The sequence below is a fragment of the Bacillus sp. DE0042 genome (assembly GCF_007680225.1).
GTDB classification, from domain to species: domain Bacteria; phylum Bacillota; class Bacilli; order Bacillales; family Bacillaceae_G; genus Bacillus_A; species Bacillus_A wiedmannii.
Window position 1 is genome coordinate 181,166 of sequence record NZ_VEJP01000010.1, and the last position, 21,944, is coordinate 203,109.

A 21,944-nucleotide genomic window follows, 5' to 3' on the forward strand; every position below is an offset into this window, starting at 1 on the left:
GATTGCCTTTTTCATTATTTCTTATCAATTATTACAGCTTCATTGTATTTCGCTGTCGTATTTTGGCGTAGACGAAGAGTTGCTTGTCCAGCAGTATTTGGATTGATTTGTACATTTACAATCTTCTCAGCAGAACCTAAGCTGTTTGTTGTGAAAGAGAATGCACTACTATATCCAAAAGCAGATGGCCAAGAACCATTTGTATTTTGAACTTTTGCTACTTGTGTACCGCCAGTAGTGAATATACCTAAAGAGTAATTAGTGTATGTTGTGTTTGGTAATAAGTTATTTACTTGGATTTTTATTTGGAACACTTCATTGTTTGGTAGAGTGCTAGGGTGTGTAACTACGTAGTCGTTTGCTGTTACAGCACCGTTATAACCGTATGAACCTGGTTTAAAAGTATTTGTATTAAACCATTGATAACCTGCATTTGGCGCACTCCAAGGTTCAGGTTGTGGCTCAGTTGATAAGTTTGGTTGTTCAAATGTTTGTAAAGTGGTAGGTAAATCAAGTTGTAAACCATTTACTTGATCTAAACTTGTAAATGTTTCTTTATTCGATAGCCAATTTACGATGTTTTCTAGTAAGATAGCATCGTTTTCTTCTTTATATCCATCGTAAGTTTTCTTTGTTTGGCCAGAATCTTCACGAACATATTTTGGCGATGCATCTTCAACGGGAGAAGAGTCACCGATAAAAGCAGCTTTTCCAAGTCCTACTTTAGCGATAGCGGCATAAGGACCCTCTGCAACACCACCGCCGTTATAAACACCGCTATCAACAGCGTTATTCCATTTTGATGGGTTTTCTGGAAGATAAACAAGTCCCTTTGCTAGTTTTGGATTTGTAATAGCTAGAGTAGAACCAGCATGCATTGCTACAGATGAAACACCTTTTGTAATTCCGAATGATTGTTCAGGTGACACAATATTTTTAGCGGAAACATCACCGATTGCATTGTAACGGAAGCGAATACCGAAGTTGTCAGATAGCCAATCAGAGCTTTCTACTCCTTGCATAGCTTGTGAATTTATTTCTTCGCTAGACATTCCTTTTGCAGGATTATCCCATGCACCGCGTCTATATCCATTAAATACTTCAGAAGAGTCCCAGCGATTTTTATTACGATCTGCATTATAATGGTCAGCGATAAAGAAAATACTTCCGCCATTTTTCACATATTGTAACATTGCATCTTGTTCAGATTTCTTGTAAGGAATATTAGCTTCTGGAACGATAAATACATTGTAGTCTTTTAAATCTTCGTACGTAAACGGTGTTGATTTACGAAGTTCTTTTACATGATATCCGTTTTGGGCAATACCGTTTCCAAAATCAGAAAAGCCACCATCAATAACCCAGTCAGCGGTCCCGGCCGTTTGACCGTGTGTATTATCGAATAATACTTTCTTCCCGCTATTTTGATTTACAACTTTTGCAGCAATTTCAGGAGCTGGGTCTACTGAGCTTTCGGCATAAGTAGACGGAAGGAATGAAGCTCCTATACTTAGTGTAATTGCTGTTGCTAAAGAAAATGTAATCCATTTTTTATTCTTCATAGAAGAATCCCCCTAATAAAAATATTTGCTTTAATAATGTAATCTATTTTTTTCAGGAAAGAAAGATAGAAAATATTAAATAGTGTAAAGATAACGTTAATTTAATTGAGAAATATTTGTGTGAATAATGAAAAATCTCTTCCTAATGAATTAGGAAGAGATTTTGGGTTTAACTAATTTTTGAATTAGGTGTTTCATCAATTTTATGGAACCCTTTCATGTAATACACGATAGCTAAACCAATAAGCCAAATAGGACCAACAATCAATGCAATTCTTGTATCTTCTGAATACGCCATTATACCTAATACTAGTGCAAGGAAAGCGAGTGAGAAATATGAACTTAATGGATGTAAAGGCATTTTATATGTTAGCTTGTCCTTTTTATCAGTTTGCAAACCTTTACGGAATTTAATTTGAGCGATTAAAATGATGCCCCAAGTCCAAATTGCCCCGAAAGTTGAAATACTAGTCAGCCATGTAAACACTTTTGCGGGCACAAGATAGTTTAATATAACACCAACGAGTAAAACGATAGCTGTTGCTACAATTCCTTGACTCGGAATACCGTTTTTATTTAAACGACCAAATCTTTCAGGTGCTTTCTTTTGCTGAGCTAATGTAAATAGCATACGGCCTGTACTAAATAAACCACCATTACAAGAAGAAAGAGCTGCTGTTAATACGACAAAGTTAATAATCCCTGCTGCTTTTGCGATACCGATTTGCTGGAATGTTAATACGAATGGACTTCCTTTTTCACCAAGTTCATTCCATGGATAAATTGCCATCATAACGAATAGAGCCCCAACGTAGAACAGTAATATTCTCCAAAATACGTTATCGATTGCTTTTGCGAGTGTTTTTTTCGGATTTTGAGCTTCACCCGCTGTAACACCGATTAATTCAACGCCTAAATAAGCGAATAACACCATTTGTAAAGAGAGTAGTAACCCAGAAAAACCATTTGGGAACCAGCCACCATGTGACCAAAGGTTTGAAATACCAGTAGCGATACCACCGTTTCCGAATCCGAATAAAATAATACCAGCTCCAATAATTATCATACAGATAATTGTGACAATTTTGATGAGAGCAAACCAAAATTCAAGTTCTCCAAATACTTTTACGGATAAGAAGTTGAAAGCACTCATTAATAATAGAGCGAGTAAAGCCCAAGTCCAGCGCGGGATATCTGGGAACCAGTATTGCATGTAAATGCCAGCCGCTGTAATTTCAGCCATACAAGTAACAACCCATAAGAACCAGTAGTTCCAACCGGTAATGTAGCCAGCTAGTGGTCCAAGGTAATCATAAGCATATTTACTAAAAGAACCGGCAACAGGTTGTTCAATTGCCATTTCTCCGAGTGCTCGCATAATGAAAAAAATAACGAGTCCGGCGATCATATAACCTAGTAGAATAGAAGGGCCAGCTAGCTTAATAGCAGAAGCGGATCCTAAAAATAGTCCAACGCCAATAGCGGAGCCGAGCGACATTAAAGTAATATGTCGTTCTTTTAAACCACGGTTTAAAGTTTCAGATTTGTTTGTGTGCTGCATAAGAAGAATCCCCCTTGTAGAGTGAACGATATTTGAATGCGTTTACTAAATATTTAACTATTTCAAATTATAAAACATTTCTATCTGTTATGCTACAAAAATAAACATGATTAACTGTACTACATCTGTACTTGTCAGACTTAAACTTAAAATTCGAACTATTAGTGAATATATTGACTCTTCTTTTTATTGATTGTTAAGATTAAGTATTATATTTTCTCACATACTAGTAAGAAAAGAATATGTGATAATAATTCAGATGTAGGAAGGGTACATAACCATGTTTCAATTACAAAAATATAACACTTCTGTGAAGCAAGAGCTTTTAGCTGGCATCACAACTTTTTTTACATTTGCGTATATTCTTGTCATCAATCCGAAAATATTATCTGATGCAGGTGTACCATTTGATCAAGCTTTTACAGCAACTATTATTGCGACTGTTATAGGGACGCTATGTATGGCGTTTTTAGCTAACTATCCAATTGTTATTGCTCCAGCTATGGGAATGAATGCGTATTTTGCTTATTCTGTTGTTCAACAGGCAGAGGGGATTACATATGTCATTGCGTTTTCAGCAGTATTTGTAACAGGTATCATTTTTCTTTTATTATCTTTCACTTCATTTAGGCAAAAGCTAATTGTCGCAATTCCTGATAGTTTAAAACATGCAATTGCAGGTGGAATTGGACTATTTATTGCTTTTATTGGATTACGCCTTTCTGGAATTATCGTTGATCATCCATCTAATTTAGTTACGATTGGTGATTTTCATTCTCCAGCCGTTATTTTAACTTTAATTGGTTTAATATTAGCGGCGGTATTAATGGCATTACGTGTGAGTGGTGCATTATTTATTAGTATGATTGTGACAGGAGTTATCGCCTTCTTTACAGGGCAACTGAAGTTTACGGATAAAATTGTTGCGATGCCTCATTTACCAGAGGGAATTATCGTTTCAAACCCAATCAACGCCTTTTCAGATGTAATTGAATACGGATTATATGGTGTTGTATTTTCATTTTTACTTGTACTGTTATTTGATACAACAGGTGCACTACTCGGTTTAATTAAACAAGCAGGCTTAATTACAGATAATACAGAGAAACGTTTTGGTAAAGCGTTTATTGCAGATGCAATTGGCGGGACTACAGGCTCTATATTTGGAACAAGCCCAACAGCAGCGACGATTGAATCATCAGCTGGTATTGCTGCAGGTGGTAAAACAGGATTAACAGGTATTGTAGTTGTCGGTCTAACGATTATAACGGCATTCTTCAGCCCTGTGATTGCTTCTTTATCAAGTGTAGCCGCTATTACAGCTCCTTCATTAATTATTGTAGGTAGTTTAATGGCGCAAAGTCTTCGTGATATTAATTGGAGTGAATTTGAAGATGCATTACCAGCATTTTTAATTTTCGTTGGTATTCCGTTAACGTCTAGCATTGCGAATGGAATTGCAATTGGATTTTTAGTGTATCCAGTCTTAAAAATTGTGAAAGGGAAAGCGATGGAAGTACATCCGTTACTATACTTATTTACAATTTTATTTGGATGTCATTTATTCTTATAATATAGATATAGGAAAGGGGCTTCTTATGAGAGGCTCCTTTTTTGTGTATAATAAGGTGAAAATCAAATTAATGGAGTAAAATATAAATTACTTAATGGAATATATATGTTACAATATAGGTGGAGGAGGAACATGAATGGCTGTAAGTAAAATAAAAGTCGCGCGTGTTCAGTTAGATTTAACGCAGCAACAATTAGCAGAAAAAGTAGGCGTTACAAGGCAAACGATTAGTTTAATTGAGAAGGGGAAATACAACCCGTCTTTAGATTTATGTTTGAAAATTTGTTATGCGGTAGACAAAACATTGAATGATTTATTTTGGGAGGAAGAGGAGTGAGGGGATGAGAATGGTGAAAGATGAACGTTTAATGATTGAGGGGCTAAAACATATTAGACTCGTTTTCATCTTACAAAATATCGTCATACTAGGTATTGTTTTTTATCGCTACGTTTTGCAAGATGCAGGATATGAAAGTGTTTCAGATTTATTAATGGTATTTATGTGCGGGATCGTAGTCATTAACTTCTTAAATTTAAAACATTCTGTAGAGGCATATGAGCATACAGGTGGAGTATCACGGAGCTATTTTATGAAATTATTATTTATTCCAGTAGGTATTGTTATTGGAATTTTAGCTATTTGTATCATTGTAACACCAGATATTTCTATAAAGGAAATTAGTATGACAGGACTTATTATGTTTGCTTGTTTTTTAGTTCCTAGTTTGTTTATATACATATATATGAGAAAAATAAAAAGTGAAGATTGAAATATAAGAAAAGCTTTCCCATATTGCGGAAAGCTTTTCTTATATTCTTTTATACAGTACTTTATGAAGGCCAATCGGTTCAATTTCAAAGATTTCACCATGTTCCTGGAAGCCTAAGCGCTTGTAATAGTCAGCTACAGTAATTCGTCCATTACACCATAATATGTTTGCTTGGCGTTCTTGCAAGACTTGTTCCGCCTTCTGAATTAAGGAGCTTCCAGCACGTTTGTTTCGAAATTCAGGTAATGTGGCCATTCCTCGTAGACGATAATGAACATCTGCTAGTAAGTCAGGGTATATCTCTTTTGAGAAGGAAGCGATACTAATTAGTTCATCGTTTATAAATGCGCCTAAGTGAAAGGTGTCTGTTTCATAGTCGGAAGAGTATTTACAATCTGCTAATGTTTGATTCGGGCGTAAAATTTTTTGACGTAATACGTAAGTTTCAGATCCCTCAATATTTTTCACGGTAATCATATTAACATCCTTTCTTATAAGGCGTTTTCTGTTAGTTGTATAAAGAAATAGGCAGGTGCGGCGAAAAGTCCGAGTATGCTAGCAGTTCCGAGAAGGAGTGAAAGTAAGAGGCAAGAGTATTTTATTCCATTCGATTTTTTCCATCCGTAACTACAAATTTCAATGCTAACACCGATGAGAATAATGGCAACGAGTATTTCCGCCAATAATAAAAGAGCTAAAGTTACAATAGACATAATGTGATCCATCCTCATAATATGTGATAGTAACATTTTACCATATAAAATGGAAAAAAATGCCCCTCAATTATGTGAGGGGCATTTTTCTATTCTAATATGCTTTTTAGTGTATCGATATGTTCTTTTGAGCCAGTTACAAGTAATGTATCGCCGTGTTGTAGGCTTGTATCACCATGTGGGATTAATGCTTTATTTCCACGATAAATTTGAATGACGAGTACATCGCCTAAAAATGGAAGGCGACGAAGTGCAACGCCGTTATATTTATTACTCCGTAGTTCCACTTCACGGACTGTTTCGTTTGCTGTTGTAATTAAGCGAACGAGACTCGGTTTATCAATTAGTGCACGTAATAGAATACGTGTAGAGTTAATTGTTGAGAATACGGCGATATGTTCTTGCGTTGCTTTTTCTTGTAGAAGTGGATCTTCTACACTTGCAATAACATGTTCAACCCCTAGCTCTTTTGCATGTTCTGCTAATAATAAGTTTTGTTCATCATCGCTTGTTGCAACAACAACGCGGTCTGCATGAAATGCTGTTTGTTCAGTTAATGAAGCGATTGTGATGTCATCTAATTTTACGATAGGGAAGTCATGTGATTTCGCTTCCTCATCATTTATTTTATTTTGACGCATCATATATAGTGTTACGTCATAATCTTCTCGTTTTAAATCAAGTGATAACGGAAGGGTAATTCTGCTTGCGCCAATAATAGAAACTTTTGGTTTTGGTGTTTCTACTTTTGGGAACATTTTTTTAAATAATATAGGTGCAAAAATACAAGTAATAACTGCGCTTAAAATAAGGGAAGCAGATAAACTTGGACTGATGATTCCTAGTTTTTCACCAATTTGTGCAGCTGCAATAACTAAAGAAAGTGTCGATGTTAATAAGATGGCACTTCCTAGTACGATATTACGTGGATACCATTTTCGTAAGACGAGTGATGGTAACAGTTTTGAGATAAAGAGTCCTACAATTAAAATTGGGATCATTAGCATGCTAGAAGGTTCTTTAAAAATAGACCAAACTTCTAGATTCACACCAACCATTACGAAGAAAATAGGGATGAAGAAACCGTAGCCGATGGAATCCAGTTTTTCAACCATATCTTCATTTGGTGATAATAACGATACGAGTACCCCTGCTAAGAAGGCACCTAAAATATTTTCAGCTCCAACAGATTCAGATAACCCAACTAATATTAAGATGAGTGCAAAAACAGCTCGTGTATCAATTTGTACACTACCAGCTTTTAAGCTATCTAAGTATGGAATGTTTTTAAAGCGTTTTGCAACGAAGTAAATAACAATACCAGCGCCGAATAGAAGAAGAAGGAGCCACATGCTTTGGCCGCTTTCGGAATTTAATCCGACGAATACAGCGAGTAAAATCATTGTAACTAAATCTGCAATAACAGCGACTAATAAAATGATTTGTCCGATTGCCGTTTTTCCTAAGTTATTCTCTTTTAATGTTGGTACAACAACACCTAAAGAAATAGTTGAAATAATTAAAGTCATAAACATTGCATTATCCACGAATCCTAGCCATACGAACAGTAATGATAGGGCATAAGATAAGATGAAAATAAATAAGAAGATAATGCTTGCTGCTTGGAATGTGTTTGGTTCGTTTGTCGTATTCTTTTTCCCTTTTTGTTTAAAGATAGAAAAATCAATTTCTAAACCGCTTAAGAACATTAAGAAGATAAATCCTAGTGTCGATAAGACTTGAAGCCACATATCTGGCTCAATAATATTAAACCCACTTTTACCTACAAAGATTCCTGCAATGATTTCTGCAACAACGACAGGAAGTGCTTTTAATTTAAAGCGTTGTAACAAAAGGGGAACGAAAAACGCGATTGCAACGACAACCATAAGTGATAGAACAGAAGTATGATGTTCCATTGCGTTCTCTCCCTTCAAATAAATATAGTACTTATTTAGCCATATAATAGGTAGAAAAGCAACGCATATGGATTCGATTTCATAAAGAAAGAGTTTTCTTAAGATTTGTCATAATAAGTATATTTTTCATGATTCTGTTTTTAATTCCGTAATGTGGATGTAATAGGAGAGGGGATAAAGTGAAGGCTTTAACGGGCAGTTGATCCCCCTGGGGTCTTACTGCTCGTTAATGAGGGATAAAAAAAGACTGCTGAGGAATCTCAGCAGTCTTTTTCATGTACATTACATTGAGAAGAAGATCCATACAGTTAAACCAACTGTTGCAGTTGCAACGAAGAAACTGTATATCATAGTAAGAATTTGAACTCTTCCTTCTCCTTCTTTTAAATGCATGAACATAATTAATTGTAACAACGCTTGCGCAACAGCCATTACGATAATAGTTGTTAAGATTGTTGAAAGTGGCAAGTTTGTATAAAGTGCCACGTATAACGCTAGAAACGTTAGTGCAAGCGATAAAATAAATCCGAAAACGTGTGACCAAGGGAATCCGCTATGCGCATGCCCGTTTGCCTGGTTGTTATTTTGACCCATTTACGCCACCATCCCGTTCAAGTAAACTAGTGTGTAAATAAAGACCCAAACAAGATCAAGGAAATGCCAGTATAAGCTGATAATAAATACTTTACGAGCTGTAACTGGTGTTAAACCTCGTTTTAAAATTTGGATAATAACACAAATTGCCCAAATGATACCGCCTGTTACGTGGGCTCCGTGCGTTCCAAGAAGAACGAAGAATGCAGATAGGAAAGCACTTGTTTGAATTGTTGCGCCTTCACCGATGTACATAATGAACTCTTCGATTTCAAAGAATAGGAAACCTGCACCTAAAAGTAATGTAAGGATGAACCATCCAAGCATTGCTTTTTGGTTGTGCTTACGCATTTCGTGAATTACGATACCACATGTGAAACTACTTGTTAAAAGTAGTAATGTTTGAATTAAAAGCGTTTTAAGTTCAAACAGTTGCGCTGGGGTTGGGCCATCTGCCGTACGACCAGCAAGTACTAGATAAGAGGCGAAAAGTGTTGCGAACAGCATAATTTCAGCCCCAAGAAAAATCCAGAATCCTAGGATATTCAATCTGCTTTGCTCGGATTGATATTCCAAAGGTAAGCTTTTATCTAAAGCCGCCATATCATTTCACCTCTCATGCTATATGTTCTGTTTCTTTAATTTCATCAACACTTACGTAGTAGCCATCATCATAATCGAATGAACGATAGATTAAGCAAGCTAAAATACCAACGCCGCCGATTGCTGCAAGCCAGAACCAGCTAAATACTAATGCGAAACCTGCAAGACCGAAGAATAAAGACGCAATAATAGGCACACCAGAGTTACTTGGCATGTGAATTGGTTTGATATCTTCTGCTGCTGGTGTAACTGTTTCTCCGCGTTTTTTCATGTACCAGAAAGCATCAGCTTCTTTGATTTCAGGAAGTTTCGCGAAGTTGTAATGTTGTACAGGAGATTGAGTTGCCCATTCAAGTGTACGGCCATCCCATGGATCTCCAGTTGTGTCACGTTCACCGTGACGAGCACTCCAAATTACGTTGTAACAAAGAATTAGGAAACCAATACCCATCATTACCGCACCAACAGATGCGATTTGGTTTAGCCATCCCCATCCAAGACTTTCAGAGTAAGTGTACATACGACGAGTCATACCGTCTAAACCTAAGAAGTACATTGGGAAGAAACAGATATTGAATCCGCTCATAAAGATCCAGAATGTCCATTTACCTAGGCGTTCGTTTAACATATGACCAGTCATTTTTGGATACCAGAATGTGAATCCAGCAAGCATAGCGAATACTGTACCTGCGATTAATACGTAGTGGAAGTGAGCAATTAGGAAGTAGCTGTTATGGTACTGATAATCAGCTGCTGCCATACCAAGCATAACCCCTGTAACCCCACCGACTACGAAGTTTGGAATAAATGCCAATGACCAAAGCATTGGAACTGTAAAACGAATACGTCCTTTATACAGTGTAAACAACCAGTTAAAGATCTTAACCCCGGTTGGAATCGAAATCGCCATTGTCGAAATCGAGAAGAATGAGTTAACCGCTGGACCTGCACCCATCGTGAAGAAGTGATGAAGCCATACGACGAAACTTAGTAAAGAAATTGCAACCATTGAGTATACCATCGCACTGTAACCGAATAGACGTTTACGTGAGAATGTACTAATGATTTCAGAGAAAATACCGAATGCCGGTAAAATAACGATATATACTTCAGGGTGACCCCATACCCAGAATAGGTTGGCCCATAACATTGGCATACCGCCGCTCGCCATCGTAAAGAAGTGAGCATCGAATAGACGGTCAAATGTCATTAATGCAAGAGCAACTGTTAATACTGGGAAAGCGAAAATAATGATAACTGTTGTAATTAAGATTGACCAAGTAAACATTGGCATTCTCATTAAAGTCATACCAGGTGTACGCATTTTTAAGATAGTAACAAGGAAGTTAATACCGGTCATTAGCGTACCGAGACCTGAAATCTGTAATGCAATTGCGTAGTAGTTATTTCCTACACCAGAAGTAAACTCTGTACCTGCCATTGGGAAGTAAGAAGTCCACCCAGCGTCTGGAGAACCACCGATTACGAAAGCGATGTTGAATAACATTGCTCCGACAAAGAATAACCAGAAACTTAAAGCATTTAAGAACGGATATGCAACGTCACGAGCACCAATTTGTAATGGTACTACAAGGTTCATTAATCCCATAACGAATGGCATCGCCATGAAAAGAATCATAACTGTACCGTGTGTTGTGAAGATTCCGTTATAGTGTTCAGCATTTAAATAAGTTGTTTCTGGGAATGTTAACTGTGCACGGATCATTAAACCGTCCATACCACCACGGAATAACATGATAACCGCAGAAATAATATACATGGCCCCAATCTTTTTATGGTCAACAGTTGTTAACCATTCGTCCCAAAGCCATTTCCATTTTTTATACTTTGTTAGTACGAAAATGATTGCTAATGTCACAAGAACGATAGAAGCGTCTGCACCGTAAATAATCGGGTCACCTGTGACAAAGAATTCATCAAGCTTCACTGTGTTCACTCCAATCTGTTGGAATAATAGCTATTATTTTTTGTTTTTGTAGTAGTTGTAATCACAATATTCAAGTGATTTTGGATCTACATAACTTAAGTGGTGACTAGAGAATGTCATACGACCAACTACACCAGGTTTAACAATTTCGTTGTACTTATCTTCTGTTAGTTTAGGAGCAGTTTGTTGTACTTCTTTAACCCACTTGTCATATTTCTCTTTAGTTTTTGCTTCAACTTCGAACTCCATATGTGTGAATCCTTCACCAGAGAAGTTCGCACTACGGCCTAGGTAAGAACCCGGCTTATCAGCTTGTAAATAAAGATCCATAATCATGCCATCCATAGTGTACTTCATACCACCAAGTTCTGGTACCCAGAAAGCATTCATTGGACCGACAGAAGTCAGTTTGAATTGAATTGGTACACCAGCTGGGATGTTTAAATAGTTAACGGTTTCAATTTTTTCCTCTGGGTAACTGAATAACCATTTCCAGTTTGCAGATGTAACATAAATCTCAACTGGTTTAATATGTTTGGACTCTTCCGGAACCTCTTCCGAAGCATACGTTGCTTTTACTGTTGGAATCGATAATGCGATAACGATAATAACAGGAACAAGCGTCCAAATAATTTCTAATAATGTGTTACCGTGTTGTTCAGGTGGCTCGTAGTCCATATTCTCTGGTTTTTCACGATAACGAATCAAGATGACTGTAAACAAGATGAATACAATTGCGATAATTAATGACATAAGCAAGAATGACCAAACAATTAAATCATACTGTGCTTTTGCAACAGGTCCTTGCGGATTTAATACTGCGAGTTTCTTATCACAGCCGCCGAGGAACAGAAGTAATGATAACGGAAGAAGCGAAGCCAGCTTCCAAAACGTTTTCTTTAGTTGCACGATTGAAAATCTCCTTTCTCCTTGGATTGAAACTATGCCAATAAAACAATATAAACCTATTAATTTATAGATGGCAATAGTTTTTGTGATATTGTTAAAAAATAGACACAAATGCACACTTTTTAAGGTGAATATCATTTGTAACTTGATAACATTGTAAACCATTTTCCAGTGAAAAACGTGATTGTGGAAATTTTAAGATAAATAAAGTTATACCAAGATATCCAAGAAATAGAAAAAAGCTATCTTATGATAAGAAAGATAGCTGAATATTTTGTATATTTAGTTTACTTCTTTTTTTAGATTTATTTGTTGTTCAAATGTGACAACTTTTTTATATTTTAATTGGTATAAAATGTAACAAAAAATCATAAATGGAATACCACAATAAAGAGCAATTCTCTGATCTGGAATGAAAGCTAAACTAACAAATGTAATGAAATTGAGTGAGAATGCTACGATTGGAACGGTTGGATAAAGTGGTGTGCGATATTTTAAATCATTAATGTCCCCGCCGTTTTTTAAGAAATTTCTACGGAAGAAAAACTGTGAAGCTGCGATTGACATCCAAACTACGACAGCGGCCATAGCTGCAATAGATGTTAAAACTAAAAAGACAGTATCTGCCGCAAATATACTTGTTAATAGAGACAAACTTGCAAAAATTAGACTGAAAATTAATGCGTTTAGTGGCACTCCTTTTTTAGTTAACTTCGTAAAAGCTGGACTTGCCATTCCTTGTTTTGCCATCGCCCAAAGCATACGAGAATTTGCGTATAGACCAGAGTTGGCTACGGATAATACTGCTGTAATAATAACAAAGTTCATAATGTCAGCTGCATATGGAACACCAGCCACATCAAATACAAGTACAAATGGACTTTCGACTAGATTAGCCTCTTGCCATGGGAGTAAACCTACAACAACTGATATTGCTAGGACGAAGAAGAAGAGAGTTCGCCAAATGGTATTTTTAATCGCTTTTGGAATTGTTTTCTCAGGGTTTTCACTTTCTCCTGAAGCAATTCCGATTAATTCTGTTCCTTGGAAGGAGTAATTTACTGTAATCATCGTAAGAAGAACAGCTAATGCACCGTTTGGAAATAACCCGCCATTTTCAGTGAAATTGTGAAGCATTGGCGCTGGTTTTCCATTAAAGTCTAGTAGACCGAACATAACTGCACCACCGAGTACGATGAAAATAACAATGGTTGCGACTTTTACACTTGCGAACCAAAATTCTGCTTCTGCATATGCCTTTGCTGATAATGCGTTTACAAGAAAGAGTGCTGCTGCAAATGTAACACACCAAATCCACGAAGAAACGTCTGGAAACCAACGTTTCATTAAAATACTTACAGTTGTTAACTCTACCCCAACTGTAACAGCCCAATTTAACCAATACATCCAACCGACAACAAATCCAAAACCAGGTGAAATAAATTTGCTTGCATAGCTTTGGAATGAACCTGCTTCTGGCATAGCAACTGATAATTCACCAAGACATAACATCGTTAAATACATAACAAATCCACCGACTAAAAATGCAAGAATAGCACCACCAGGACCGGCGTTATGGACGATTTGACCAGATCCCATAAATAGGCCAGTTCCGATAACCCCACCAAGTGCAATCATAAATAGGTGTCTACTTTTCATTGTTCGTTTTAAATCTGTTTGTTCTACTTGTTGATTCATATGCCCCTCACCCCGTTATTTTCTTGTATGAATTGATTTTCATTCCGAGTTTTTAATCATTAGTGGGGGATGTGACACATACTCGGCTTATTTATTATGAAATGAATGGAGTATGTAAAAATGCGAACTATGACTAAATACTCTAAGAATGTTTTTATTAACAAGGTGATATCTTCACTATGTTAATTATTTTGATTTTAGCAAAAATATTCAGAAAAGTATATTGTTTTTTCTTTTTATTAAAAATAATTAGAATTTTATAACGATGAAAGTGTGAACAATAATTCATAGAATCTTTCTAGCAAACTAGTAAGAAGAAAGGTACAATGATAAGAGGTATGTCTGTAAAATAATAATTAATGGAGTTTTGTTTAAAATGAAAAAGTTAAAATATCTTTTTGTTTTTGGAATTATATTTGCTGCCGCGTTTTTTATAGGGAAAGATAAAATTATACAAAAGGCGCAAGTGTTCCGTTTAGAGTTTTTATCTGAAATGAAAGAAGCAACTATGATTGAAAATGTTCCGTTTATAAAGCAGTTACCAGAATTACCTCGTGGATGTGAAGTTACAAGTTTGGCTATGTTGCTACAATACAAAGGTATACAAGTAGATAAGATGCAACTTGCTAGCGAAATTCATCGTGTTCCATTTGAACAAAATGGTTTACGTGGAAATCCTTATGAGGGGTTTGTTGGAAATATTTATACGAAGGCAGAGCCAGGATATGGTGTATATAATCAACCCATTTTTAATTTAGCAGAAAAATATGCTCCTGAAAAAGTAGTTAATTTAACAGGTAGAGACGTGCAAGATATGTATAAAGTAGTTAGTTCCGGTTCGCCAGTATGGGTTATTATTAATACAACGTTTAAGCCACTAGCCGAGAGTAGTTTTGAAACATGGAATACAAGCTCTGGCGAAGTGAAAATTACATATTATGAACATAGTGTAGTAATAGTTGGGTATGATCAAAACTTTGTATATGTAAATGATCCGCTTAAAAATAATCCGCGTTTTGCTGTTCCGCGAGCAGAGTTTGAGAAAGCTTGGGAGCAAATGGGGAAACAAGCGATTACTATTTTATAATACTGAAAAAGTCATCTTTTTGATGGCTTTTTATTTTTAAGTTATTATAACGGAAAATTCAGAAGATTCTTTTAAAAGTTAACAATTCACGTTATAATAACATTTAACTTGGTGAAGAAGGGGCGAAGAGAAATGGATGTTGCAAAGGAACTGGTTTTATCGAAAAATCAATTGATTGAGTGGAGAAGGCATTTTCATAAGTATCCAGAGTTATCTTTTCAAGAAGAAAAAACATCGCAATTTGTATTCGATATACTTCGAAAAATCCCATGTTTAGAAGTGTCAAGACCTACTAAATATAGTGTAATGGCAAGGTTGATTGGTAAGCAACCTGGTAAAACCATCGCGGTTCGTGCTGACATGGACGCTCTTCCTATTCATGAAGAAAATGAGTTTGATTTTATTTCTACATATCCAGGTGTTATGCATGCATGTGGCCATGATGGACATATAGCGATATTACTTGGGGTCGTACATAAGTTAGTAGAAAAAAGAGAGAAGATTAAAGGAGAGATTCGTTTTCTCTTCCAACATGCAGAAGAAAACTTTCCTGGCGGTGCAGAGGAAATGGTTGCAGCGGGTGTAATGGAAGGTGTGGATTATATTATTGGTGCTCACCTTTGGGCATCGTTAGAGGTTGGTAAAATAGGTGTAATTTATGGTCCTGCAATGGCTGCCCCAGATGTTTTTAAAATTACGATAGAAGGAAAAGGTGGACATGCTGGAATCCCTCATGAAACGGTTGATAGTATTGCAATCGGTACACAAGTCGTTTCGCAACTTCAGCACATTGTATCTCGCCTCACGAATCCGTTAGATTCTCTTGTAGTATCTGTTACGCAATTTCATGCTGGGACAACCCATAATGTGATTCCAGAACAAGCGGAGATTGAAGGGACAGTGCGGAGTTTAAGACATGAGTTGCGAGAAGAAACAGAGAAAAGGATTGAACGGATTGTGAAGCATGTGACGGAATCTTACGGAGCGAAATATACATTTTCTTATGAATATGGATATCGACCAGTAGTAAATAATTATGAAGTTACAGAGATTATTGAGCAAACTGCATTACAGCTTTATGGAAGGGAACGAGTTACTCGTTTACAACCGACGATGGCTGGGGAAGATTTTTCAGCGTTTTTACAAAAGGCGCCAGGGACATTCTTTTTTATCGGAGCGGGAAATAAAGAGAAGGGAATTATATATCCGCACCATCATCCTCGTTTTACGATTGATGAAGATGCATTATCGATTGGAGTGGAAGTTTTTGTATCATCTATTATGAATTTTATAAGTAAAGGAGAATGAGATGAAGAAAATACACGTATTAGCGCTTATTCCAGTTTTTTGTTTAGTTGTTGGACCTGTATTTGCTAATTCAGTTACTCCTTACGTATTAGGGATGCCATTTTTATTGTTTTGGGTATTATTATCGGTGCTCATTACGTCTCTTTGTATGGGGCTTGTGTACGTATTTGATCCTGCTAATAAGGGGGATGTAAAATGATCGCCTTACTTATCATTATTTTATTTTTGTTTCTCGCACTATTTTTAGGAATTCGGGCACAACATGGAAAAGATATGAATTTAGAGCAATGGTCAGTTGGAGGAAGAGGCTTTGGCACTATTTTTGTTTTTCTTCTTATGGCAGGTGAAATTTATACGACGTTCACATTTTTAGGCGGAAGTGGATGGGCGTATAGTAAAGGAGCACCTACTTTCTATATTTTAGGTTATGGTGCACTAGCTTATATTTTATCTTACTTTTTATTGCCGCCAGTTTGGAAGTATGCGAAAGAGCATAATCTTGTTTCACAGCCAGATTTTTTTGTGAAGAAATATAAGAGTCAGACGCTTGGCATTATCGTTTCTGTCATTGGGGTTATTTCAATTATCCCATACCTTGTTTTACAGTTAAAAGGATTAGGTATTATCGTTTCGGAAGCATCTTACGGCAGGGTATCACCAGTTATTGCAGTGTGGATTGGTGCGATTGTTATAACGATATATGTAATGGTTTCAGGCATACACGGCTCTGCTTGGACAGCCGCTTTGAAGGATATTATGATACTGTTTATCGTTATGTTTTTAGGTATATATTTACCATATCATTATTACGGAGGTTTTCAGCCGATGTTTGAAGCTGTAGAAGCAGCAAAACCAGGATTTCTATCTTTACCTGATGAAGGAATGAGCATTTCTTGGTTTGTTTCTACCATTGTATTAACAGCTCTCGGTTTCTATATGTGGCCCCATACATTCGCTTCTGCTTTCTCTGCAAAAAATGAAAAAGTATTTCGTAAAAATGCGGCAATTATGCCATTGTATTCTTTAGTTTTACTTTTCGTGTTCTTTGCAGGGTTTGCAGCTATACTGCAAGTTCCAGGGTTAAAGGGAGGGGATGTAGACCTTTCGTTATTCCGTCTCGCTCTTCAAACATTTGATCCATGGTTTATTGGTATTATTGGTAGTGCAGGAGTATTAACAGCATTAGTTCCGGGTTCCATGCTTGTTATGGCGGCATCTACTTTATTAGCAAAAAATATTTACCGAACAATGGTCCCATCTGCTTCAGATAGACAAGTTGCTAAAGCGGCAAAATTATTTGTTCCTGTAGTAACGCTTGTAGCTGTTTTGTTCACTTTTAAAGGTGGAGAAACAATAGGAGCACTTCTTTTAATGGGATACAGTATAGTGACACAACTTTTCCCTGCGCTTGTATGTAGTTTGTTTCCACGTCAAGTTATTACGAAGCAAGGGGCAATTGCAGGAATGGGGATTGGATTGTTAGTGGTCGCATATATTACTTTATCTGGTTCAACTATAGCTACAATGTTTCCAGGTTTCCCTCAATATATAAAAGATTTAAATGTAGGTATAGTCGCATTGTTAATGAATATGATTGTGATGTTTATCGTTAGCGGGTTCACGAGAAATGTGTCTATAAAGACAGACAGTATAATAGTAGAAAAGTAATCCGTGTGCTAGAGCTATCTTTGAAAAGAGATAGCTCTTTTTTGTATATATTTTCTTCTATTAGCGGAATCTAACTAAAAACTTGTTGAAAAGGAAGTTAGGTGGGGGAATTGTTAGAGTTAAAAGGTAACTTATTTGAAGTTATGAAAGAAATTAGGGATGAATTAGGTTCGCCTAATGATTTAACAATTAGGGAAGTTGCCCTTGCGGGTAGTTTTACACGCTGTGCGGTTATTTTTTTATGTGGGTTAACAGATAAGGATAATGTTTATAAATATGTAGTTCGTACACTTCAATATGAAGAAGTACAAAAAGAAGAAGCTGTTGTTCAAACATTATTGGATCGTTTTATTTCTATTGCAGAAGTCGGTATGAAGACAACGTTTCCAGACATTATAAATGCGATTTTAGCAGGAGACACAGTTATATTAATTGATAATATTCAAACCGCTATTGTCATTAATAGCCGAGCATGGGAAAAAAGAAGTCTAGAATCTCCAGTAACAGAAGATTTAATACGTGGACCAAGAATTGGATTGAATGAAGATATTAACGTAAATAAGATGTTAATTCGCCGCAGCTTACGTGATCCGAAGTTACGGTTTCGATCCTATATTATGGGGAAGCGATCGCAAAAAGAAGTAACTTTAGTCTATATAGAGGATATTATTAACCCTTATATTGTAGACGAATTAGATCGACGGCTTCAATCAATAGTGGCAGACGTTATTCTTGAGACAGGAACGATTGAGCAATTAATTCAAGACAATAATTTATCACCATTCCCGCAATTTTTGAATACAGAAAGACCTGATAATATAGTGGCTGCGCTAGCGAAAGGAAAAGCGGCCATTTTAGTGGACGGATCACCATTTGCTCTTATCGCTCCACTAGTGTTTGTTGATATTTTTCAATCTGTAGAAGATCATTATGAGCGCTGGGTAATTGGTACGTTATTAAGAATTTTACGTATGGGATCAGGTATTGCTGCTGTTTTACTACCTGCCACGTACGTAGCGCTTGTTTCGTATCATCAAGGGCTTATTCCCTCTAAATTAGCTTATTCTATTGCGGGAGCGAGAGAAGGGGTACCATTTCCGGCATATATAGAAACGTTAATGATGGCATTAACGATGGAGTTAATACGAGAAGCGGGAATTAGGTTGCCAAAACCGATGGGGCAAACAATTGGGATTGTAGGTGGTCTTGTAATTGGAGAAGCTGCGGTGAACGCAGGGATTGTAAATCCGTTTTTAGTAATTATTATTGCAGTTACTGCAATTGCTACATTTTCACTGCCTGTATATAGCATTACGATTACGTTTCGGATTTTACTTTTTGTCTTTGTTTTAGCGGCGACTGCTTTTGGACTATATGGAATTATTTTAGCTCTTATTGCACTTGCGATTCATATTACGAATTTAAAGAGTGTTGGGGTGCCATATACAACGCCTATTGCTCCTGCATTTTATAAAGATTGGGAAGAAGAAATGATTCGCTTGCCAAAATCAATGTTGAAAGAAAGACCAGAGTACTTACAAACGAAAGATTCTACAATACGTCCAAAGGAGCGAGAGTAATTGAAGCCATTTGAATATGGGGATGAAGAGATTGGATCTCGGGAAATTGGTTTTGCGGTATCGTCAACAATTATCGGTATAGGTGCATTATCTATGCCGCGAGATATTGCTACGCAAACCTTATTTTCGGACGGTTGGATTATTTTGCTTTTGGGTGGATTAGTCTGTGCGGTTTTAGGGTGGTTTGTAACGAGGGTAGCTATTTTATTCCCAAAACAAAACTTTGTTCAATATACGAGTGCACATTTGACGAAGCCTGTTGCATACACAATTAGTAGCATTTTAGTATTAACGTTTGCTGCTTTGACAGCATATGAATCGCGAATGATTGCAATTATTTCACAAACGTATTTATTTAGTGATACACCAGTGCAACTATTGTCTTTCTTTTTCCTATTAGTTGTTATTTATGGAATAGCAGGATCGAGAGCGGCTTTATTAAGGCTAAACGTTTTGTTTTTACCTATAGTTTTAATTGCGATAGTGCTGCTTTCTTTATTGAATATAAATTTAATGGAAATAAATAATTTACTACCAGCTTTTCAAACGGACGTCAGTCAATATGCTGTAGGAGTTAAAAACTCTATTTTCACATTTATCGGATTTGAGGTAGCTCTGTTTTATGCTGTGATGTTGAACGATAAGTCAGTGAAAAAGGCACCGATGGCAGTTGCAAAAGCGGTGATGGTAAACGTGTTGTCATACATTTTAATTTATGTAACTTGTATTAGTGTTTTTACATATATGACAACACGTGGATTGACATATCCAACAATTGAACTAGGGAAAGAAATTGAAATTGGTGGGGGGTTTTTAGAAAGGTTTGATGCGATTTTTTTTACTACTTGGATTATTACTATTTATAACACTACAGCAATGTATTATGACGTCGCATCTTTATTGTTTTGTGCTATGTTTCCGAAAGTGAAGAAACATATTTTTATTTTCGTAAGTGCCCCGATTATTTTTATGCTGAATATGATACCTAGTAGTTTGAATGACTTGTCAAATTACGGAACTTATTTAGCTTGGATAGATATGGGCTTTGTCGTGTTAGCACCTTTGTTAGTTTTTATTGTATATAAAATAAAAAGAAGGAATGGTAGAAATGAAACACCTTCTTAAAATTATAATGCTTCTAGTGTTAGCGGGATCGATAGGTGGATGCTCTGAGTTAGAAGAAATAGAAGAAAGAGGATTTGTAGTAGGTGCAGCCTATGATATTGTGAAAAAAAAGAAAGCGAATCCAATTATGAAAGGGACGTATCAGATGGTACTCCCCAGTAAATTGTCGCAACAAGGTGGACAAGGTGGTGGAGATAGCGAAAATTATATTAATGTGAGTGCGAAGGCAGATAGTGTCTTTGAGCAAATACGAATTATTGCCAAAAAAATTAGTCGCTCACTATTCTTTCCGCACATACAAGTGATAATTTTTTCTAAAGATTTATTATCGAATCCATATGTTTTACAAAATACGTTAGATGTATATATTCGTGATCATGAGATGAGAAGAAATATACGTTTGTTCGTTTCTAAGAAAAATGCAGAAGCTATTTTGAAGCAGAGCGCTAAGCCTGAAAATTTACCGGCGCAGTATATTGATATGTTAGCTGAACATCCTCCGAAAAATGCTCAAATGATTGAGGCTGCAAGAATTGGTGAAGTTCAGGAAAAGATGATTTCCAACCGAAGCTTCGTATTACCTATTCTTGAATTAACAAGGCAAGGGGTACAAATGAACGGGGCAGCGTTGTTTCGCGGGAAGGATAATAAGTGTGTAGGTAGTTTGAATGGAGAAGAAACATTTGGAATGAATTATATAATAGGTAAGAAAATTGGAGGATTCTTTACCATTCGTAAAAAAGACCAGCTTACTACATATGAAATTCATAAAATGCGTCGAAAGATTAAAGTATCTACAGAAAATGCTACAAAACCGAAGTTCGATATTCACTTGTTTTTGGAAGGAACATTGGCTGAGTTGCATTTTAGTGATCATAAACAAATTATGAACGAAAAGCGATTAAAGAAAAACATCACGGAGGAAATGGAGAAGCGCATTCAAAAATCGATTAAGCTTGTTCAAAAAAAATATAAGGTAGATGTATTAGAGTTAGGGGACGTATATAAGCGGCATAATTATAAAGAATGGAAGAAGATAGATAAGAATTGGGATCAAGGTGAAAATTACTTTAGTAATGCTGAGATTAATGTTCATGTTCATCCGACAATTGAGCATTCAGGTTCAGCTTTACCAAAAAGAGTAAAGTAAGGTGATGGAAGGTGTTTACTGGATTAGGAATTAGTTGCACAATATTAATGGCGATTCTTCCGGGGGCCATATACTTTATTCATAAGAAACTCACAATGTATGGAGCACAGCCTTGGAATACTGATGCACAAAAAAAGAAACCTGAATGATTTCAGGTTTCTTTCGCACAAAGCATA

At 36.3% G+C, this 21,944-nt stretch carries 20 protein-coding genes; 10 read left to right on the top strand and 10 right to left on the bottom strand.

Features of this window, described 5'->3' with window-relative positions; translation table 11 throughout:
• Positions 1-14: 14 nt before the first annotated feature.
• On the bottom strand, positions 15-1,562 hold the full coding sequence (locus tag FS802_RS27580) for a DNA-binding protein (RefSeq protein ID WP_098654593.1): 1,548 nt from the start codon (positions 1,560-1,562) through the stop codon (positions 15-17).
• 169 nt (positions 1,563-1,731) lie between these two features.
• Positions 1,732-3,123, bottom strand: a complete 1,392-nt coding sequence (locus FS802_RS27585) for an amino acid permease (protein ID WP_098654594.1) — start codon at positions 3,121-3,123, stop codon at positions 1,732-1,734.
• Between the two features lie 280 nt (positions 3,124-3,403).
• On the opposite strand from FS802_RS27585, the gene FS802_RS27590 reads away from it, so the two are divergent.
• The 3 genes from FS802_RS27590 to FS802_RS27600 all read left to right on the top strand — a co-directional run bounded on the left by FS802_RS27590 (position 3,404) and on the right by FS802_RS27600 (position 5,466).
• Entirely contained in the window at positions 3,404-4,696 is a 1,293-nt protein-coding gene (locus FS802_RS27590; RefSeq protein ID WP_098654595.1) for an NCS2 family permease, read from the top strand.
• 136 nt (positions 4,697-4,832) lie between these two features.
• The gene (locus tag FS802_RS27595; RefSeq protein WP_000301181.1) at positions 4,833-5,033 is read left to right on the top strand and encodes a helix-turn-helix transcriptional regulator; all 201 of its coding nucleotides are present in this window, start codon (positions 4,833-4,835) and stop codon (positions 5,031-5,033) included.
• 4 nt (positions 5,034-5,037) lie between these two features.
• Positions 5,038-5,466 carry a hypothetical protein gene (locus tag FS802_RS27600; protein ID WP_048562931.1) on the top strand — a complete coding sequence of 143 codons (429 nt, stop codon included), beginning with the start codon at positions 5,038-5,040 and terminating at the stop codon, positions 5,464-5,466.
• 39 nt (positions 5,467-5,505) lie between these two features.
• Here the strand turns inward: FS802_RS27600 and FS802_RS27605 are convergent, their stop codons facing one another.
• From FS802_RS27605 to FS802_RS27645, 8 genes are all read right to left on the bottom strand, one after another.
• Entirely contained in the window at positions 5,506-5,943 is a 438-nt protein-coding gene (locus FS802_RS27605; RefSeq protein WP_098654596.1) for a GNAT family N-acetyltransferase, read from the bottom strand.
• Positions 5,944-5,957: 14 nt separating this feature from the next.
• A complete protein-coding gene (locus tag FS802_RS27610; protein WP_000926994.1) occupies positions 5,958-6,215 on the bottom strand; it encodes a DUF4022 family protein in 258 nt (85 codons plus the stop codon).
• Positions 6,216-6,268: 53 nt separating this feature from the next.
• Positions 6,269-8,098: a monovalent cation:proton antiporter family protein gene (locus tag FS802_RS27615; protein WP_000399985.1), complete on the bottom strand. Its 1,830-nt coding sequence runs from the start codon at positions 8,096-8,098 to the stop codon at positions 6,269-6,271.
• Positions 8,099-8,380: 282 nt separating this feature from the next.
• A complete protein-coding gene (gene qoxD / locus FS802_RS27625) occupies positions 8,381-8,692 on the bottom strand; it encodes a cytochrome aa3 quinol oxidase subunit IV (RefSeq protein ID WP_000531382.1) in 312 nt (103 codons plus the stop codon).
• Complete coding sequence (gene qoxC, locus FS802_RS27630; RefSeq protein WP_000729313.1) at positions 8,693-9,295, bottom strand: cytochrome aa3 quinol oxidase subunit III; 603 nt, start codon at positions 9,293-9,295, stop codon at positions 8,693-8,695. It abuts the gene before it with no gap.
• A 13-nt stretch (positions 9,296-9,308) separates the two neighbouring features.
• Positions 9,309-11,243: a cytochrome aa3 quinol oxidase subunit I gene (gene qoxB / locus FS802_RS27635; RefSeq protein ID WP_000762383.1), complete on the bottom strand. Its 1,935-nt coding sequence runs from the start codon at positions 11,241-11,243 to the stop codon at positions 9,309-9,311.
• Between the two features lie 33 nt (positions 11,244-11,276).
• Positions 11,277-12,152, bottom strand: coding sequence for a cytochrome aa3 quinol oxidase subunit II (locus FS802_RS27640; protein ID WP_001176181.1), 876 nt, complete (start codon positions 12,150-12,152; stop codon positions 11,277-11,279).
• A gap of 282 nt (positions 12,153-12,434) precedes the next feature.
• Entirely contained in the window at positions 12,435-13,850 is a 1,416-nt protein-coding gene (locus FS802_RS27645) for an amino acid permease (protein ID WP_098654597.1), read from the bottom strand.
• Positions 13,851-14,226: 376 nt separating this feature from the next.
• Between FS802_RS27645 and FS802_RS27650 the strand changes: the two genes are divergently transcribed.
• The 7 genes from FS802_RS27650 (at position 14,227) to FS802_RS27680 (ending at position 21,768) form a co-directional block, all read left to right on the top strand.
• Positions 14,227-14,937, top strand: a complete 711-nt coding sequence (locus tag FS802_RS27650) for a C39 family peptidase (RefSeq protein ID WP_046957293.1) — start codon at positions 14,227-14,229, stop codon at positions 14,935-14,937.
• Positions 14,938-15,069: 132 nt separating this feature from the next.
• The gene (locus tag FS802_RS27655) at positions 15,070-16,245 is read left to right on the top strand and encodes a M20 family metallopeptidase (RefSeq protein WP_098654598.1); all 1,176 of its coding nucleotides are present in this window, start codon (positions 15,070-15,072) and stop codon (positions 16,243-16,245) included.
• Position 16,246: 1 nt separating this feature from the next.
• The gene (locus FS802_RS27660; RefSeq protein ID WP_000719861.1) at positions 16,247-16,444 is read left to right on the top strand and encodes a DUF3311 domain-containing protein; all 198 of its coding nucleotides are present in this window, start codon (positions 16,247-16,249) and stop codon (positions 16,442-16,444) included.
• Positions 16,441-17,913: a sodium:solute symporter family protein gene (locus tag FS802_RS27665; RefSeq protein ID WP_000561011.1), complete on the top strand. Its 1,473-nt coding sequence runs from the start codon at positions 16,441-16,443 to the stop codon at positions 17,911-17,913. The genes FS802_RS27660 and FS802_RS27665 overlap by 4 nt, the downstream gene beginning before the upstream one ends.
• A 101-nt stretch (positions 17,914-18,014) precedes the next feature.
• Positions 18,015-19,493, top strand: coding sequence for a spore germination protein GerLA (gene gerLA, locus FS802_RS27670; protein ID WP_095205680.1), 1,479 nt, complete (start codon positions 18,015-18,017; stop codon positions 19,491-19,493).
• Positions 19,494-20,618, top strand: a complete 1,125-nt coding sequence (gerLB, locus tag FS802_RS27675) for a spore germination protein GerLB (protein WP_000802029.1) — start codon at positions 19,494-19,496, stop codon at positions 20,616-20,618.
• Positions 20,602-21,768 (top strand): Ger(x)C family spore germination protein, encoded by a 1,167-nt coding sequence (locus FS802_RS27680; RefSeq protein WP_144525638.1) that lies wholly within the window; start codon positions 20,602-20,604, stop codon positions 21,766-21,768. Before gerLB ends, FS802_RS27680 begins: the two co-directional genes overlap by 17 nt.
• The last annotated feature ends 176 nt before the right edge of the window (positions 21,769-21,944 follow it).

Bases quoted from the DNA above. Each gene is read 5' to 3' on its own strand.
- FS802_RS27580 (WP_098654593.1), bottom strand. From the start codon at position 1,562: ATGAAGAATAAAAAATGGATTACATTTTCTTTAGCAACAGCAATTACA.
- FS802_RS27585 (WP_098654594.1), bottom strand. From the start codon at position 3,123: ATGCAGCACACAAACAAATCTGAAACTTTAAACCGTGGTTTAAAAGAA.
- FS802_RS27590 (WP_098654595.1), top strand. From the start codon at position 3,404: ATGTTTCAATTACAAAAATATAACACTTCTGTGAAGCAAGAGCTTTTA.
- FS802_RS27595 (WP_000301181.1), top strand. From the start codon at position 4,833: ATGGCTGTAAGTAAAATAAAAGTCGCGCGTGTTCAGTTAGATTTAACG.
- FS802_RS27600 (WP_048562931.1), top strand. From the start codon at position 5,038: ATGAGAATGGTGAAAGATGAACGTTTAATGATTGAGGGGCTAAAACAT.
- FS802_RS27605 (WP_098654596.1), bottom strand. From the start codon at position 5,943: ATGATTACCGTGAAAAATATTGAGGGATCTGAAACTTACGTATTACGT.
- FS802_RS27610 (WP_000926994.1), bottom strand. From the start codon at position 6,215: ATGTTACTATCACATATTATGAGGATGGATCACATTATGTCTATTGTA.
- FS802_RS27615 (WP_000399985.1), bottom strand. From the start codon at position 8,098: ATGGAACATCATACTTCTGTTCTATCACTTATGGTTGTCGTTGCAATC.
- qoxD (WP_000531382.1), bottom strand. From the start codon at position 8,692: ATGGGTCAAAATAACAACCAGGCAAACGGGCATGCGCATAGCGGATTC.
- qoxC (WP_000729313.1), bottom strand. From the start codon at position 9,295: ATGGCGGCTTTAGATAAAAGCTTACCTTTGGAATATCAATCCGAGCAA.
- FS802_RS27645 (WP_098654597.1), bottom strand. From the start codon at position 13,850: ATGAATCAACAAGTAGAACAAACAGATTTAAAACGAACAATGAAAAGT.
- FS802_RS27650 (WP_046957293.1), top strand. From the start codon at position 14,227: ATGAAAAAGTTAAAATATCTTTTTGTTTTTGGAATTATATTTGCTGCC.
- FS802_RS27655 (WP_098654598.1), top strand. From the start codon at position 15,070: ATGGATGTTGCAAAGGAACTGGTTTTATCGAAAAATCAATTGATTGAG.
- FS802_RS27660 (WP_000719861.1), top strand. From the start codon at position 16,247: ATGAAGAAAATACACGTATTAGCGCTTATTCCAGTTTTTTGTTTAGTT.
- FS802_RS27665 (WP_000561011.1), top strand. From the start codon at position 16,441: ATGATCGCCTTACTTATCATTATTTTATTTTTGTTTCTCGCACTATTT.
- FS802_RS27680 (WP_144525638.1), top strand. From the start codon at position 20,602: ATGAAACACCTTCTTAAAATTATAATGCTTCTAGTGTTAGCGGGATCG.